The 14,755-nt window shown below is 63.4% G+C and carries 15 protein-coding genes; 7 read left to right on the plus strand and 8 right to left on the minus strand.

What is annotated here, in order from left to right; genetic code table 11:
• Window positions 1–21 precede the first annotated feature (21 nt).
• From J7573_RS13330 to J7573_RS13340, 3 genes are all read left to right on the plus strand, one after another.
• Window positions 22–495, plus strand: a complete 474-nt coding sequence (locus J7573_RS13330) for a thioesterase family protein (RefSeq protein WP_294335468.1) — start codon at window positions 22–24, stop codon at window positions 493–495.
• A 98-nt stretch (window positions 496–593) separates the two neighbouring features.
• The gene (gene choX / locus J7573_RS13335; protein ID WP_294335469.1) at window positions 594–1,541 is read left to right on the plus strand and encodes a choline ABC transporter substrate-binding protein; all 948 of its coding nucleotides are present in this window, start codon (window positions 594–596) and stop codon (window positions 1,539–1,541) included.
• Window positions 1,538–2,905: a cytosine permease gene (locus J7573_RS13340; protein WP_294335470.1), complete on the plus strand. Its 1,368-nt coding sequence runs from the start codon at window positions 1,538–1,540 to the stop codon at window positions 2,903–2,905. Before choX ends, J7573_RS13340 begins: the two co-directional genes overlap by 4 nt.
• A 144-nt stretch (window positions 2,906–3,049) precedes the next feature.
• Here J7573_RS13340 and J7573_RS13345 read toward each other — a convergent pair whose 3' ends face one another.
• The 7 genes from J7573_RS13345 to J7573_RS13375 all read right to left on the minus strand — a co-directional run bounded on the left by J7573_RS13345 (window position 3,050) and on the right by J7573_RS13375 (window position 10,009).
• A complete protein-coding gene (locus tag J7573_RS13345; protein ID WP_294335471.1) occupies window positions 3,050–3,820 on the minus strand; it encodes a MetQ/NlpA family ABC transporter substrate-binding protein in 771 nt (256 codons plus the stop codon).
• A gap of 20 nt (window positions 3,821–3,840) precedes the next feature.
• Complete coding sequence (locus J7573_RS13350; RefSeq protein WP_294335473.1) at window positions 3,841–4,506, minus strand: methionine ABC transporter permease; 666 nt, start codon at window positions 4,504–4,506, stop codon at window positions 3,841–3,843.
• The gene (locus J7573_RS13355; protein WP_294335474.1) at window positions 4,503–5,873 is read right to left on the minus strand and encodes an LLM class flavin-dependent oxidoreductase; all 1,371 of its coding nucleotides are present in this window, start codon (window positions 5,871–5,873) and stop codon (window positions 4,503–4,505) included. Before J7573_RS13355 ends, J7573_RS13350 begins: the two co-directional genes overlap by 4 nt.
• Before the next feature lie 12 nt (window positions 5,874–5,885).
• A complete protein-coding gene (locus J7573_RS13360) occupies window positions 5,886–7,109 on the minus strand; it encodes an SfnB family sulfur acquisition oxidoreductase (protein WP_294335476.1) in 1,224 nt (407 codons plus the stop codon).
• A gap of 176 nt (window positions 7,110–7,285) precedes the next feature.
• Entirely contained in the window at window positions 7,286–7,660 is a 375-nt protein-coding gene (locus tag J7573_RS13365; protein WP_294335478.1) for a termination factor Rho, read from the minus strand.
• Between the two features lie 82 nt (window positions 7,661–7,742).
• Window positions 7,743–9,218, minus strand: coding sequence for an MFS transporter (locus J7573_RS13370; protein WP_294335479.1), 1,476 nt, complete (start codon window positions 9,216–9,218; stop codon window positions 7,743–7,745).
• 107 nt (window positions 9,219–9,325) lie between these two features.
• The gene (locus J7573_RS13375; RefSeq protein WP_294335481.1) at window positions 9,326–10,009 is read right to left on the minus strand and encodes a type 1 glutamine amidotransferase domain-containing protein; all 684 of its coding nucleotides are present in this window, start codon (window positions 10,007–10,009) and stop codon (window positions 9,326–9,328) included.
• Window positions 10,010–10,177: 168 nt separating this feature from the next.
• Here J7573_RS13375 and J7573_RS13380 point away from each other — a divergent pair, with 168 nt between their 5' ends.
• Window positions 10,178–10,669: a GNAT family N-acetyltransferase gene (locus tag J7573_RS13380; protein WP_294335483.1), complete on the plus strand. Its 492-nt coding sequence runs from the start codon at window positions 10,178–10,180 to the stop codon at window positions 10,667–10,669.
• 18 nt (window positions 10,670–10,687) lie between these two features.
• Here J7573_RS13380 and ppk2 read toward each other — a convergent pair whose 3' ends face one another.
• On the minus strand, window positions 10,688–11,605 hold the full coding sequence (gene ppk2 / locus J7573_RS13385) for a polyphosphate kinase 2 (RefSeq protein ID WP_294335484.1): 918 nt from the start codon (window positions 11,603–11,605) through the stop codon (window positions 10,688–10,690).
• Window positions 11,606–11,790: 185 nt separating this feature from the next.
• Between ppk2 and pstS the strand changes: the two genes are divergently transcribed.
• From pstS to pstA, 3 genes are all read left to right on the plus strand, one after another.
• Window positions 11,791–12,819, plus strand: a complete 1,029-nt coding sequence (pstS, locus tag J7573_RS13390) for a phosphate ABC transporter substrate-binding protein PstS (RefSeq protein ID WP_294335485.1) — start codon at window positions 11,791–11,793, stop codon at window positions 12,817–12,819.
• Window positions 12,820–12,891: 72 nt separating this feature from the next.
• Window positions 12,892–13,857 carry a phosphate ABC transporter permease subunit PstC gene (pstC, locus tag J7573_RS13395; protein WP_110635505.1) on the plus strand — a complete coding sequence of 322 codons (966 nt, stop codon included), beginning with the start codon at window positions 12,892–12,894 and terminating at the stop codon, window positions 13,855–13,857.
• On the plus strand, window positions 13,857–14,750 hold the full coding sequence (gene pstA, locus J7573_RS13400; protein ID WP_294335488.1) for a phosphate ABC transporter permease PstA: 894 nt from the start codon (window positions 13,857–13,859) through the stop codon (window positions 14,748–14,750). The genes pstC and pstA overlap by 1 nt, the downstream gene beginning before the upstream one ends.
• Window positions 14,751–14,755: the final 5 nt, after the last annotated feature.

Raw genomic sequence — 14,755 nt, forward strand, 5'->3', positions numbered from 1 at the left:
GACTTCTGCAAGGAACTGTTCGTGAACAACCTGCTGCTGATTCACCAGGCCACCATCGGCGAAGACTGGATCGACTACAACGGGCACCTGCGCGATGCCTTCTACTTTCTGCTGTTCAGCCATGCCACCGATGCGCTGATGGATCACATCGGCCTCGACGCCGACGGCCGGGCCCTCTACGGCCATACGCTGTACACGCTGGAGGCCCATATCAACTACCTGAGCGAAACCCGGCTAGGGGAGGAGGTGCAAGTGTTTACCCAGGTGATCGACCATGACAGCAAGCGCCTGCACATCGTCCATCACCTGTATCGCCCCAAGGATGGAGAACTGCTGGCTGCCAGCGAGCAGATGCTCATGAACATCGCTAGCGAAGCCGGTCGTGCGGCGAAGTTCGCCACGTCCGTCGAAGCGAAGATCAGCGCGATCTTCCAGGCCCATCGAACGCTGACGCGCCCCGGCTACTGTGGCCGCGTCATCGGTATTCGCCGTTAGCACGCATCACCCGCTGGGCCAGATAACGACAAGACTGCGTTGCCTCTGAATAACAAAAACTGCCGCTTCCCATAGCTGCCACAGAGAGGATTTGCGTCATGAAAAATGCATTGCGCGTTATGTTCTGCTCCGCCTTGGCCATGAGTGCGCACACCTATGCCGCCGAGCCGCCCCAATGCCGCCTGGTGCGGATGTCCGACCCCGGCTGGACCGACATCCAGACCACCACCGCGATTGCCACCACCTTGCTGAAAAGCCTCGGCTACCAGACCAAGTCGACCCTGGTGGGGGTGCCGCTGACCTTCAAGGCCCTGGCCGATGGCAAGAACATGGATGTGTTCCTGGGCACCTGGCTGCCGACCATGGAGCCTGACCTCAAACCCCACCGCGACGCAGGCGCCATCGATATCGTGCGGGTCAACCTGCAGCACGCCAAGTACACCCTGGCGGTGCCGCAGACCTTGTGGGACCAGGGGCTGAAGGACTTCTCCGATATCCCCCGCTTCAAGAACGAACTGGGCGGCAAGATCTACGGCCTGGAGCCTGGCGACGGCGGCAACAACGCCGTGATCAAGGCCATTGGTGACAATGCCTTCGGCCTGAAGGATGCGGGTTTCTCGGTGGTCGCATCGAGCGAGTCGGGCATGCTGGCGCAGGTCGAGCGCGCGCAGCGGCGCAACCAGGCGATCCTTTACCTGGGTTGGGAGCCGCACCCGATGAACACGCGGTTCAAGATGAAGTTCCTCACTGGCGGCGACGCCTACTTCGGCCCGGACTTCGGCGATGCCACGGTCTACACCAGTACCCGTAAAGGCTATGCCGACGAGTGCCCGAACGTCGGCCAACTGCTGCGCAACCTGAGCTTCACCCTGGACATGGAGAACCACATCATGGGCTCCATCCTGTACGACAAGATGGAGCCGGAGGCCGCTGCCAGGGCCTGGTTGAAGCAGAACCCGCAGGTGCTCGACGGCTGGCTGGCGGGCGTGACCACCTGGGATGGCCAGCCGGGCCTTGCTGAAGTCAAAGCGCAGGTGGCGCCATGATCGAGAAGCGCAGCATCGAGTTCGTGCCCCACAGCGAGCGTTATGGCCGGCCGCGTCGGCTGTTCAGCGTCTGGTTCAGCTCCAACCTGCAGGTGACCGCGCTGATGGTCGGAACCTTGGGTGTGGCCTCCGGGCTGAGCCTGCTGTGGACGCTGGCCGGGCTGGTCATCGGCTGCATGCTGGGCACGGTGTTCATGGCCGCCCATTCGGCGCAAGGCCCGCACCTGGGCGTACCGCAGATGATCCAGAGCCGCGCGCAGTTTGGCGTGTTCGGCGCCGCCATACCGCTGCTGGTGATGGTGACCGCAGCGGTGCTGTTCATGGCGGCCAGCGGCGTGCTGTTGCGCGACCCGTTGAAGGCGCTGCTGCCGGTCACCGACAACCAGGCGATCGTGATCGTCGCAGTCGCGACCTTTCTGATTGGCGTCGTCGGCTATGAACTGATTCACCGCCTGGGCGCCTGGATGAGCGTGCTGTCGTCGGTGGTGTTCGGTGCCGCGTTGATCCTGATCCTGACCCGGGCCAACGTATCAGGGATTCTACCCAGTGAGGCGGGCGGCTTTTCGATGCCGGTGTTCAACCTGGTGATCGCCCAGGCCGCCTCCTGGACCTTGGGTTACGGTCCCTATGTGGCGGATTACTCGCGCTACCTGCCCGCCGATGTCGATACCCGGCACACCTTCTGGACCACCTACTTCGGTTGCGCCCTGGGTTCGCTGGGTATGATGGCGCTCGGGGCCACGCTAGCCGCGGTGGTGCCCTCGGCACTGAGCGTCGACCCGGGCAGCGCGATCGCCAACCTGTTCGGCCCCTGGGCACCCGCCGCCCTGGTCGTGATCGCCCTGGGCGTCATCCAGTACAACGTGCTGTGCCTCTACAGCGCCTATATGTCGACCACTACGATCTTCAGTGGTTTTGCCAGGCTGCAGCAGGTACGGCAGGGGACAAAGAGCCTGCTGATGGCGGTGCTGTCGGTGCTGGCCTGTGCCATTGCCACACAGACCCAGTACCACTTCGACACCTTCTTCGCCGACATCCTGATCGGGCAGCTGTACCTGTTGATTCCCTGGAGTGCGATCAACCTGGTGGATTACTACGTGGTGCGGCGGGGCAGCTACAGCATTGACGACCTTTACGATGCGCAAGGCCGGTACGGGGGGTGGAACCGTAAAACCATGATGGTGTATGGGGTTTCGATCATCGGCACGGTGCCGTTCATGAAGTTGTCGTTCTTCGAGGGGTACTTCGCCAGGCTGATCGGGGCGGATGTCAGCTGGATTGCCGGGTTGGTGCTGGCTGGGTTGCTTTACCTGATCTTCAATGGGAGCCGGGTTTGTTCGCCTTGGCATTTTCAGCGCCTGTGAAACCGAGCGCCGCCCGCGATGCGCCGCGCGGGCGGCGCTCGATCTCATAGGCGCTGAAGATACCAAGGCGAACACTTCAAGCCGACATCTTCATATCTTCCCCACACACCTGTTTCATGCCTGTCCGCGCCAGCGGCGAATGGCTCAGAACCCAGGGGCGATCTGGCCCTTGTAGCGGGTCAGGATGAAGTTGCGCACTTCGGGTGAATTGAGGGCCTTGGCCAGTTTCTGGATGCCCGGGTCCTGCAGGTTATCGGGGCGGGCGACCAGGTATTCCACGTACAGGTCCTTGCCTTTTTCGACGATCAGCGCGCTGTTGGTATCGATACCGGCCTCCAGCGCGTAGTTGGCGAAGACGAAGGCCAGGTCCACCTGCTTGACCGAACGGGCCAGCATGGCGCCTTCCAGCTCGCGGATCTTCAGGTGGCGTGGGTTGTCGGTGATGTCGCGCTGGGTGGACTGCGGGTTGCTCGGGTCCTTGAGCTTGAGCAACCCGGCCTCGGCCAGCAGCACCAGGGCGCGGCCGGTATTCACCGGGTCGTTGGGGATGGCCACGCTGGCGCCCTCCGGCAGCTCGGCCAGGGTCTTGTACCGGGCCGAATAAGCACCGAACGGCTCGATGTGCACGCCCACCACCGGGACCAGGTCGGTATGGCGGGTCTGGTTGAAATCGTTGAGGAACGGCCGGTACTGGTAGTAGTTGGCATCCAGGTTTTTTTGCGCCAGTTGCAGGTTGGGCTGGATGAAGTCGTTGAACACCTTGATGTCCAGGTCCACGCCTTGCTTGGCCAGGGCCGGTTTGACGAATTCGAGGATCTCGGCGTGGGGTACCGGCGTGGCGCCGACCACCAGGTGTTCGGCGGCCTGGGCGCTGAAGGCGATGAAGGCGGCGAGGGCAGTGAGGGTCTTTTTCATGAGGGGATACCTTGCAGGAGTCAGCGTCGGGTGAAATGTCTTACCAGGCGGTCGCCGCTCATCTGCAGCACCTGCACCAGCAGGATCAGCAGCAGCACGGTGACCACCATCACATCGGTCTGGAAGCGCTGGTAACCGAAGCGGATCGCCAGGTCGCCAAGGCCGCCGCCACCGATCACGCCCGCCATGGCGGTGTAGTCGACCAGCACGATGGCGGTGACCGTGACGGCCGCGATCAGCCCGGTGAGGGCTTCGGGCAGCAGGGTGTAGCGGATGATCTGGGCAAGGCTGGCGCCCATGGCCTGGGTGGCTTCCACCACGCCGTGGTCGACCTCGCGCAGGGCGGTTTCCACCAGGCGCGCGAAGAACGGCGTGCAACCCACCACCAGCGGCGGGATGGTGCCCTTGACCCCGAGGGAGGTGCCGGTCAGCAGCGTGGTCAGCGGGATCAGCACGATCAGCAGGATGATGAACGGCAGCGAACGCAGCACGTTGACCACCACGGAAAGGCCACGGTAGAGCGGCCCGTTGGCCAGCAGCTGACGCTGCCCGGTGAGGTACAGCAACACCCCCAGCGGCAGGCCGAACAGCACGGTGAAGCCCAGTGCCGCGCCCAGCATGCTCAGGGTATCGAGGCACGCCTGGGCGATTTCGGCCCAGTCGAGATGGCTCAGCAGTTCGTTCATGGGCGTGCCTCGCGGCGCAGCACGGCCGCCGGGTGCGTGCCGGCCAGGCGGTCGCCGCGGCCGAACAGCTTGTTGCGCAAGGTGCCGGGTTCATAGGCACGCTTGAACAGCCCCCGCGCCTGCAGCTCCGGTACCAACAGGTCGACCACCGCCTCGAAGGTTTCCGGGGCGACCACGCTGGCCAGGTTGAAACCGTCCACGCCGGTTTCATCTACCCATTCCTGTAATTGATCGGCGACGGTCCGGGCCGAGCCCACCAGCACCGGGCCGTCACCGCCGATGGCGCAGTAGTCGGCAATTTCGGCAGTGGTCCAGGTGCGTGTCGGGTCAGCGCGGGTGAACGCCTCCACGGCTGACTGGATGGCTTCGCTGGGCACTTCGCGTAGCACCTGGTCGGGTGCGTACTCGGCGAAATCGATGCCGGTCCAGCCGGACATCAGCGTCAAGGCGCCACTGGCGCTGGCGTACTGGCGGTATTCGTCGAGCAGGGCCAAGGCCTGCTGATCGGTGGGCGCGACGATGACCGTCAGTTGCTCGAGAATCTTCACATCTTCCGGCGCACGGCCGGCAGCAGCCACGGCGGCGCGCAATTCGGCCACCTGTTTTTTCAGCACCGCCTTGCTGGGTGCGGCGACGAACACGCACTCGGCGTTGGCGGCGGCGAACGCACGCCCGCGGCTGGAGGCGCCGGCCTGGTAGATCACCGGGGAACGCTGCGGCGAAGGTTCGCTCAGGTGAAAACCCGGCACCTTGAACCAGGTGCCCTGGTGGTCGATGCCATGGACCTTGCGCGGATCGGCATACACGCCGGTTGCCCGGTCGGCCTGCACCGCATCGTCTTCCCAGCTGGTTTCCCAGAGCTTGTAGCAGACCTGCAGGTACTCCTCGGCCAGGGCGTAGCGCTGGTCATGGCTGAGCGGGGGCTGGCCGAGGTTGCGCGCGCCGCTGGCCAGGTACGAGGTGACGATGTTCCAGCCTGCGCGCCCCTGGGTCAGGTGATCGAGGGTGCTCATGCGCCGGGCGAACGGGTAGGGGTGTTCGAACGATACCGACGCGGTCACGCCGAACCCCAGGTGGCGGGTGGCAGCGGCCATGGCGGGCACCAGCTGCAACGGGTCGTTGACCGGCACCTGGGCAGCGTTGCGCAAGGCCGCGTCGGCATTGCCGCCATACACATCATAGACGCCCAGCACGTCAGCGATGAACAGGCCGTCGATGCAGCCACGTTCCAGGGTCCTGGCCAGCGCTACCCAGTAGTGAATGTCGGTGTAGCGGGTGGCCTGGTCCCGCGGGTGGCGCCACATCCCGGGCGAAAGATGGCCGACGGTGTTCATGGCAAAGGCATTGAGGCGGATCTGCTTGGTCATGGTCGGGCGGCCTCAGTTCCAGTCATGGCGGGCAGGCTTGATGCCGTTCAACGCCCAGTTGCCGACCAGGTGATACTTCCAGCGCACCGGGTCGTGCAGGGTATGCACGCGGGCGTTGCGCCAATGCCGGTCGAAGTTGTGCCGGGTCAGCGACGAACGCGTGCCGCCCAGTTCGAACAGGCGGTTGCTGGCCTCGATGGCCACCTCGGTGGTGAGCACCTTGGCCTTGGCCACGGCCACCGAGGCCAGTGCCACGTTGTCTTCATCCGGTGCCGGTCTGGCGGAATCCAGCGCCAGGCCTGCACGTTCGAGCAGCGCCTCGGCCGCTTCCTGGCGGATTTCCAGTGAACCGACCTGGATGATGGTCAGCGGGTCTTCGCTGGCCTTGTCGACCTTGGCATCGATCCAGGGGCGGGCGTGCTGGCGCACGAAGGCGATGGTGTCATCCAGCGCGGCGCGGCCGATGCCGGCATCGATGGCGGCGGTGGTCAGCTGGGCGAAGGGGCCGGCAAGGGTCGGGTTTTCGTAGGAGCGGTAGCTGGGGAACAGGTTGAACGCCGGTACCCGCAGGCCATCGAGCAGCACCGTACCGCTGGAGGTGGTGCGCTGGCCCATGCTGCTCCAGTCGTCGACGATCACCAGGCCAGGCGTGCCGCGTTCGACGAATGCCAGCTGTGCACGGTCCTGCTCATCCAGCGCCAGCACCCCGATCCAGTGGGCATACAAGGAGCCGGTGCAATAGCCTTTGCGCCCGTCGATGCGATAGCCGTCGCCCTCGGTAACCAGGCGTGTGCGGATGTCCTGCACGGTCTTGCCACTGGTTTCCGACAAGGCATTGGCAAAGCGATGGCCCTGCAGCACCAGGCTGAAGAAATGGCGCTGCTGCTCGGGCGTGCCTTGCAGGCGGATGTCTTCGAGCAGGCAATAGTGGTTCTGCGGGATCTGCCCCAGCGAGGGGTCGGCGGCGGAGATGATGGCGATCACTCGGGCGAGGGTGGCGAACGAAACCTGCGCACCGCCATGTGCCCGCGGCACGGTGATGCCCCAGAGCCCGCTGTTGGAGAAGGCGTCGACAATGTCTGCAGGCACTTCCCGCTGTCGATCGCGTTCGGCTGCGCCTTCGCGCAACAGGGCGGCGACCTGGTGGGCGATGGTGATCGCTTCGGCGTCGTCGCGGATGATGTGTGCCGCGGGATGGCGGATTTCGTAGGCAGCAGAGCGTAATTCGTTAGGCATGGACAACTCGATGTGTAGTCGGACGACTTCACATTGCAGCTGTTGTGCCAGCCCGTGGGGCCCAGCAAATTCGGGCGTTGCAGCCGAATGGCGCTGATTTGGCCTGTGTAGAAGCATGGCCAGTTGTTGCCGAGGTGTTTGCCTGGCAACAGCGTCTTGCTGCTACTGCGTCGGGTTTACTTGCGCAGTGCTTGCACCAACTCTGCCTTGGTCATGCGCGAGCGGCCCATGATGTTTTTGCTGCGCGCCTCCTTGAGCAGGCTCTCCTTGGTCTGGCTTTCCAGCGAAGTGCTCGATGTCCGGCTATGCCCTTCGCGCGTCTTGGCTGCACGCTTGGCCGAATCCGAACGGGCGGTCTTCTTCTCGCCAGAGGACGTCTTGCTGCCCGAACCGCCCGGCTTCTCGCCACCACCGGACTGCTTGTTGACGGTGGCCCAGGCGCGTGCCTCGGCTTCGTCCTTTGGCACGCCCTTGTGCTCGTAGCTCTCCTCAATGTGCTCGGCCTTGCGCTTCTGTTTGTCGGTGTATTTGTCCTTGTCGCCGCGTGGCATGGCAGTCACTCCTGCGTGGTGTGCATAAACGGTTGAAGGGCAGGGGCAAGCCGAAGTGCCATTGAATGGACAGGCGGTGCGCTCAGGGTTCGCTGATCTGCGACAGCGGCCTGGCCACCTGTTCGAGCGAGCGTCGCTCGGCCGCCACGCCCCACAGCGCCTGGGCCAGGGCAGCGACGATCATCAACGCTGCACCGAGCAGGTAACCGTACAGCACGTTGACGCGCTCGCCGGTTTCGATCAGCGCGCCGAACAGAGTCGGCCCGATCAGGCCGCCCAGTCCGGTGCCAAAGGCATAGAACACGGCAATGGCCAGTGCCCGGGTTTCCAGCGGGAAGGTTTCCGCCACGGTGAGGTAAGCCGAACTGGCCGCCGCCGAGGCGAAGAAGAAGATCACCATCCAGGCCAGGGTCTGCTGGGTCACGTCGATCAGCTGCTGCTGGAACAGGTAGCCGCTGACGGCCAGCAGCACGCCCGAGACCAGGTAGGTCGAGCTGATCATGATGCGCCGGCCGACCACGTCGAACAGCCTGCCCAGCAGCAGCGGGCCGCAGAAGTTGCCCAGCGCGAAGGGCAGGATGTACCAGCCCACCTTGGCCGCTGGCACTCCGTAGAAGTCGGTCAGCACCAGCGCATAGGTGAAAAAGATCGCGTTGTAGAAGAATGCCTGCGCGGTGAGCAAGGTCAGGCCCACCAGTGCGCGGCGCCGATGCTCGACGAACAGGCTGTGGAACACCTCGCGCAACGGCGTGTGGTCGCGTGCACGCAGGCGCAGGGGAGGGGCCTGTAGCGGCGGGATCGCGATCCCGCGCTCATGGTAGCGGCGTTCGATGCCGGCGACGATGCGCTCGGCGTGTTCCGGCTGGTTATGGATCATCAGCCAGCGCGGGCTTTCCGGGATCCACAGGCGCATGAACAGGATCAACAGGCCCAGCAGCGCGCCGATGCCGAAGCACAGGCGCCAGCCCAGATCGCCACCGGCCACTGCCGGGTCGAGCAGGATCACCGCACCGGCCGCCCCGAGCGCTGCACCGATCCAGAAGGTGCCATTGATGGTCAGGTCGACCCAGCCGCGATAGCGCGCCGGAGTGAACTCCTGGATGGTCGAGTTGATCGCCGTGTACTCGCCGCCGATGCCGGCGCCGGTGAGAAAGCGGAACAGCAGGAAGCTCCACAGGCTCCAGGAGAACGCAGTCGCGGCCGTGGCGCCGATGTACAGGAACAAGGTGATGAAGAACAGCCTGCGCCGCCCCAGGCGGTCGGTCAGCCAACCGAAGCACAACGCACCGAGTACCGCGCCGGCGATGTAGCTGGCGCCGGCCAGGCCGATTTCGGTGTTGCTCAGGTGCAGTGCAGGGCTGTCCTTGAGCGCGCCCGCCACCGAGCCCGCCAGGGTGACCTCAAGGCCGTCGAGCAGCCAGGTGATGCCCAGGGCCAGCACCAGCAAGGTGTGAAAACGCGTCCACGGCAGACGGTCTAGGCGGGCGGGGATGTCGGTGCTGTAGAGGGGTTCCCGGGCCGAGGCACCATCGGGCTGTTGCAGGGCTTGGGTCGTCACGGCACTCCTCTACTTGCAGACATGCGCGAGCTTTTGTGGAGCGGCACCGGGCAACCATCGCTGTACGGTGCGCCCTCCAGGTTGACTGAGCAGCGTCAGGCAGCGGGTTACTGTGCCAGGCGCTTTAGCAATGCCTTGGCCACGCCCTCGGACGAGGCCGGGTTCTGGCCGGTGATCAAATGCCCATCCTCGACCACATGGCTTGCCCAGTCCGCGGCCTTGGAGTATTCGCCGCCGTTGGCCTTGAGCATGTCTTCCACCAGGAAGGGCACCACCTCGGTCAACCCGACTGCCTGTTCTTCACTGTTGGCGAAGCCGGTGACCTGCTTGCCCTTGACCACCGGATGGCCGTCTGGCGCCTTGACATGCTTGAGCACCCCCGGCGCGTGGCACACGGCGGCTATCGGCTTGTTGGCGGCATAGAAGGCTTCGAGCAAGGCCCTGGAGTCGCTGTCCTCGGCCAGGTCCCACAGCGGCCCGTGGCCACCGGGGTAGAACACCGCGTCGAAGCCGTACGGGTCGATTTCGCCGAGCGGCACGGTGTCGGCCAGGGCCATTTGCCCTTCGGTGTCTGTGGCGAAGCGCCGGGTGGCGTCGGTCTGGGCGTCCGGCTCGTCGCTTTTCGGGTCCAGGGGTGGCTGGCCGCCTTTGGGCGAGGCGAGGGTGACATCGGCATTGGCGTCGACGAACACGTAGTAGGGCGCGGCGAATTCTTCCAGCCAGAAGCCGGTCTTCTTGCCGGTGTCACCCAACTGGTCGTGCGAGGTGAGCACCATCAGGATCTTTTTCATCAAAGCCACTCCTCCAGAGGTGAATGGGCAGTGCGCTGTTCGCCCTGCATGAAGGTGGGAGGGCAGGGCGCCGCAGGCGTTCCATGATAGCCCTCGAAAAGAATGCGGGGTTTGCCGCTCAGTCAATTACCCTAGCGGCACGATCATTTCATTTATGGATGCCTGCCCATGAGCAACACATCATTCCGCCAACCCGTCATCGCCGACGCCGAGCGCTGCTTCGCGATCGAAATCGGTGCCTACGAAGGTGACGAAGCAGCCACGCTGGAGAAGATCCGCACGCGCATCAGCCAATACCCTGAAGGCTTCCTGCTGCTCGAAGACGCCCATGGCATCGTCGGCTTCATCAACAGCGGCTGCGCCCACGACGTGGTGATGTCCGACGAGGCATTCAAGGAACTGGTCGGCCATGACCCGCAGGCGCCCAACGTGGTGATCATGTCGGTGGTGGTGGACACGGCCCAGCAGGGCAAGGGCTACGCCAAGCGGCTGATGAGCGAGTTCATCAGCCGCATGAGGGCGCAGGGTAAGCAGACCATCCACCTGATGTGCAAGGAACAGCACGTCGAGCTGTACCGCAAGATGGGCTACCAGTACGTGCGGCCTTCACCCTCGGACCACGGTGGCATGGCCTGGCATGAAATGGTCATGGCGCTCTGAGCCAGCCAGCGCGCTGTATCAGTAGACCTGCGGGACGATGATGTCGGTCGGGGTCGGGTTGCGGATGTAGTCTTCTTTCCTGACCCGTTGCGGCAGCTCGATCGTCGGCACCTGCACTTCTTCATAGGGCATCTGCCCGAGCAGGTGGTGGATGCAGTTGAGCCTGGCCTTCTTCTTGTCATCGGCCTGCACCACCCACCAGGGCGCTTCGGCGATGTGGGTGCGCTCCAGCATGACTTCCTTGGCCTTGGTGTAGGCCTCCCAGCGCCGACGTGATTCCAGGTCCATGGGGCTCAGCTTCCATTGCTTGAGCGGGTCGTGCACGCGGCTGAGAAAACGCAGGTGCTGTTCCTGGTCGGAAATGGAGAACCAGTACTTGATCAGCTGGATACCCGAGCGGGCGAGCATGCGCTCGAACTCCGGCACGCTGCGGAAAAACTCTTCGTACTGGTCGTCATTGCAAAAGCCCATGACCTTCTCGACGCCCGCGCGGTTGTACCAGCTGCGGTCGAACAGCACGATCTCGCCGGCCGCCGGCAAATGGGACACGTAACGCTGGAAGTACCACTGCGTGCGTTCCCGGTCATTGGGGGCCGGCAGCGCTGCCACCCGGCATACCCGAGGGTTCAGGCGCTGGGTGATGCGCTTGATCACGCCGCCCTTACCAGCGGCATCACGGCCTTCGAACAGGATCACCACCTTGTGGCCGGTCTTGACCACCCAGCTCTGCAGTTTCACCAGTTCGCCCTGCAGGCGGAACAGTTCGCGGAAGTAGGTCCGGCGTGCGGCTTTTTCGCTGCCTTCTTCTATATGGGTGTCAAACAGCGCATCGAGGTCATGATCGTCCTCGATCAGCTCCAGCTCCAGCTCTTCATCACTGTGGTCCAGCAGCTCGCGATGGATGCGCCTGATCAAGTTGTGTTCTGAAGGGGACATGGCTGGCACTCGCGTCGAGGGATGATGGCAAAGTGTTTAGTCATATTTGGTTACCAAGGAATGACAACCCATTGCCTTTCAGCCCCGATCTAGAGGGGGTGAATACATCGACTGCCATTCAACAGTCACAAAGCTGTAACACAGCTGATGCAAAGTGTGCTGGCCATCACACGGAGCGCTTTTCCATGATACGCCTCATGAAGTCTGCTGCACTCGCCGTTGCGGTTTCTCTGTCTGCCACTTCGGCCTTTGCCGCAGACAACGTTCGCCTGACCGGTTCCGGCGCCAGTTTCCCTGCACCTATCTACCTGACCTGGTTCAAGGACTTCAGCAAGAACACTGCTGGCGTTACCGTTGACTACCAGTCCAAGGGTAGCGGCGCAGGCGTTCAGGACTTCCTGAACAAGACCGTCGACTTCGCCGCCAGCGACTCGGCCATGAGCGAAGCAGACATGGCCAAGGTCGGCGAAGGCGTGCAGTTGCTGCCGATGACCGCCGGCGAAATCGTCCTGGCCTACAACCTGCCGGGCAACCCGAAAGGCCTGAAGCTGCCGCGCGATGTGTACTCCAACATCTTCCTGGGCAAGATCACCAAGTGGAACGACCCACAGATCGTCAAGGCCAACCCGGGCATGAAACTGCCTGACCTGCCGATCACCGTGGTCGTGCGTGCCGACTCCAGCGGTACCAACGCCGTCTTCACCAAGCACCTGTCGGCCATCAACGCCGACTTCAAGAAAGACCTGGGTGAAGGCAACACCGTCAACTGGCCGGCCACCGACAAGTTCATCAAGTCGCCGAAGAACGACGGCGTAACCGCCACCGTTCGCCAGACACCAGGCGCCATCGGCTACATCGAATACGGCTTCGCCAAGCTGGCCAAGGTCGACTTCGCCGAGCTGGAAAACAAGGCTGGCCAATACGTCGTGCCTAACGCCGAAAGCGGTGCCGAAGCACTGGCTGCGGTGAAGATGCCGGAAAACCTGATCGCTCACCTGCCAGACCCGGAAGGTGCCAAGTCCTACCCGATCACTTCCTACACCTGGATGATCTTCCGCAAGGACAACGGCAGCCCGGAAAAGGCCAAGGCCATGCGTGACATGGTCGAGTACGGCCTGACCCACGGTCAGAAGATCGCCGACTCGATGGGCTACATCCCGCTGCCTCCGTCGGTTGTCGACGAAGTGCGCAAAGCGTCGCAGAGCATCCAGTAACACCCTCAGGCGCTCCCGGCGTGGTGTAACAGCCGTGTCGGGAGTGTTTGTCCTTTGTCCCGGAATAAGACAATGAACACACCTTTTGCCATACCGGATAACCCAGACTCTGCGTGCCAGCCACCGTCCGCCAAGGACTTCCTGGTTGACCGCACCTTCCGTGCCCTTGCACGTATCGGTGTGGTGCTGATTCTCGCGCTGGTTTTCGCGTTGGTATACGAAGTAGGACGCAAAGCACTTCCAGGAATGGAAAAGCACGGGTTTGACGTGCTGTTCGGCAGTGTGTGGGACGTCAACCAGGGCAAATACGGCATTCTGCCAGCCATCTGGGGCACGCTTTACAGCGCCCTGATCGCCTTGTTGATCGCAGGTTTCTTCGGCGTCAGCATGGCCATTTTCCTTACCCAGGATTTCTTGCCGGCGAGGCTTGCCGCGGTGTTTCGCACCATCGTCGAGCTGCTCGCCGCCATCCCCAGCGTCGTTTATGGCCTGTGGGGTATCTATGTCGTGATTCCGGCCATCCGGCCGTTGACCGCCTGGCTGAACAGCGAGCTGGGCTGGATCCCGTTCTTCGGCACCTCCCTGAGTGGCCCCGGCCTGCTGCCGGCGGCGTTGGTGCTGGCGATCATGATCCTGCCGACCATTGCCGCGGTTTCCCAGGATGCGCTGACCAGCGTACCGATGAAGACCAAGCAGGCTGCCTACGGCATGGGCACTACCCATTGGGAAGCCATCCTCAAGGTGATGGTGCCGTCGGCCGCCACCGGCATTTTCGGCTCCCTGGTGCTGGGCCTTGGCCGCGCACTGGGCGAAACCATGGCCCTGGCGATGCTGGTGGGTAACGCCAACACCATCACCCTTTCGCTGTTTGCCCCGGCCAATACGCTGGCAGCCTTGCTGGCACTGAACTTCCCCGAAGCCGGGCCGAACGAGATCGAGGTGCTGATGTACGCCGCCCTGGTGCTGATGTTCATCACCTTGCTGGTGAACGTGTTCGGTTCGATGATCATGCTCTACGCCCAGCGGGGTAACAAATAATGACTGACCTCACTGCAGCCACTACCGCATTGCCCAGCCTGCAGCGTCGCTTCGAAGGCCGCGCCCTGCGCAGCCTGGTGCTGACCACCATGGTCTGGTGCGTGGCCCTGCTGGCCAGCGTGCCGCTTATTTCCGTGCTGTACATGCTGATCACCCGCGGCGGTGCGCGCCTGAGCCTGGAAGTGTTTACCGAATTGCCACCCACCGGTTTCGAGATGGGCGGTGGTTTCGGTAACGCCCTGGCCGGTACCTTCGTCATGGTCGGTATCGCTGCGGCCATCGCGGTGCCGGTCGGCATCCTGGCGGCGGTGTTCCTCGCCGAACTCGGCCCGGAGAGCAAGCTGGCCAACGCCTCGCGCTTCGCCGCCAAAATGCTCACCGGCCTGCCGTCGATCCTCGCCGGTGTATTCGCCTACGCCCTGGTGGTGATGACCACCGGTACCTACTCGGCGCCGGCCGGTGGTGTGGCGCTGGCGGTACTGATGCTGCCGATCGTCGTACTGACCGCTGAAGAAGCGATGAAGATGGTCCCCAAGATCATGAAGGACGCCGCCTACGGCATGGGCTGCACCCGCGCCCAGGTGATCTGGAAGATCGTCCTGCCGACCGGCATGCCGGCCATCCTCACCGGCGTCATGCTGGCAGTGGCCCGCGCTGCGGGTGAAACGGCACCGCTGCTGTTCACCGCGCTGTTCAGCAACTACTGGATTTATCACGACGGCAGCCTGGCCGTCATGAACCCCACGGCATCGCTTGCCGTACTGATCTATAACTTCTCCGGCATGCCGTTCGACAACCAGCTGGAGCTCGCCTGGGCGGCCTCGCTGGTGTTGGTGATGATCGTGCTGGTAGTCAACATTCTTAGCCGAATCTTCGGCAAGCCAAAGTATTGAAAGGG

It is taken from the genome of Pseudomonas sp. (assembly GCF_017744435.1).
Lineage (GTDB): Bacteria > Pseudomonadota > Gammaproteobacteria > Pseudomonadales > Pseudomonadaceae > Aquipseudomonas.

Bases quoted from the DNA above. Each gene is read 5' to 3' on its own strand.
- J7573_RS13360 (WP_294335476.1), bottom strand. From the start codon at position 7,109: ATGCCTAACGAATTACGCTCTGCTGCCTACGAAATCCGCCATCCCGCG.
- pstC (WP_110635505.1), top strand. From the start codon at position 12,892: ATGAACACACCTTTTGCCATACCGGATAACCCAGACTCTGCGTGCCAG.
- J7573_RS13380 (WP_294335483.1), top strand. From the start codon at position 10,178: ATGAGCAACACATCATTCCGCCAACCCGTCATCGCCGACGCCGAGCGC.
- pstA (WP_294335488.1), top strand. From the start codon at position 13,857: ATGACTGACCTCACTGCAGCCACTACCGCATTGCCCAGCCTGCAGCGT.
- J7573_RS13375 (WP_294335481.1), bottom strand. From the start codon at position 10,009: ATGAAAAAGATCCTGATGGTGCTCACCTCGCACGACCAGTTGGGTGAC.
- pstS (WP_294335485.1), top strand. From the start codon at position 11,791: ATGATACGCCTCATGAAGTCTGCTGCACTCGCCGTTGCGGTTTCTCTG.
- J7573_RS13350 (WP_294335473.1), bottom strand. From the start codon at position 4,506: ATGAACGAACTGCTGAGCCATCTCGACTGGGCCGAAATCGCCCAGGCG.
- J7573_RS13340 (WP_294335470.1), top strand. From the start codon at position 1,538: ATGATCGAGAAGCGCAGCATCGAGTTCGTGCCCCACAGCGAGCGTTAT.
- ppk2 (WP_294335484.1), bottom strand. From the start codon at position 11,605: ATGTCCCCTTCAGAACACAACTTGATCAGGCGCATCCATCGCGAGCTG.
- J7573_RS13345 (WP_294335471.1), bottom strand. From the start codon at position 3,820: ATGAAAAAGACCCTCACTGCCCTCGCCGCCTTCATCGCCTTCAGCGCC.
- J7573_RS13355 (WP_294335474.1), bottom strand. From the start codon at position 5,873: ATGACCAAGCAGATCCGCCTCAATGCCTTTGCCATGAACACCGTCGGC.
- choX (WP_294335469.1), top strand. From the start codon at position 594: ATGAAAAATGCATTGCGCGTTATGTTCTGCTCCGCCTTGGCCATGAGT.
- J7573_RS13365 (WP_294335478.1), bottom strand. From the start codon at position 7,660: ATGCCACGCGGCGACAAGGACAAATACACCGACAAACAGAAGCGCAAG.